Annotated in this window: 1 protein-coding gene; it reads left to right on the top strand. The window is 44.2% G+C overall.

Features of this window, described 5'->3' with window-relative positions; genetic code table 11:
- Positions 1-441, top strand: a 441-nt coding sequence (locus tag ACSVH9_RS16380) for a hypothetical protein (RefSeq protein WP_438064638.1), incomplete at both ends; no start/stop codon positions are given.

The raw sequence follows: 441 nt of genomic DNA, 5'->3' as shown, positions 1-441 counted from the left end.
GTATACTGTAACTGTTAGTGACTCTTGTTCTTCTGAGTCCAATTCAGTAACTATTGGACAACCTGAAGCAGCTTTGGCTTTGGGTGCTTCATCTAAAACCGATGCTTCTTGCTTTGGTGCTAGCACGGGTTCTGTAACGGCAGGAGCTGTAACTGGAGCTGTGGGAACGGTAACTTATTCTTGGAAAAATGCATCCAATACTGTAGTAGGTTCTACTGCAACAGTTGATAATCTTCCTGCTGGAACGTATACTGTAACTGTTAGTGACTCTTGTTCTTCTGAGTCCAATTCTGTAACTGTTGGACAACCTGAAGCAGCTTTAGCTTTGGGTGCTTCTTCTAAAACTGATGCTTCTTGCTTTGGAGCCAGCACGGGTTCTGTAACTGCAGGAGCTGTAACAGGCGCTGTGGGAACAGTAACGTATTCTTGGAAAAATGCTTC

The organism is Flavobacterium sp. RSSB_23 (assembly GCF_051547145.1).
Taxonomy (GTDB): Bacteria; Bacteroidota; Bacteroidia; order Flavobacteriales; family Flavobacteriaceae; genus Flavobacterium.
This window is presented reverse-complemented; position numbering and strand designations above follow the sequence as displayed.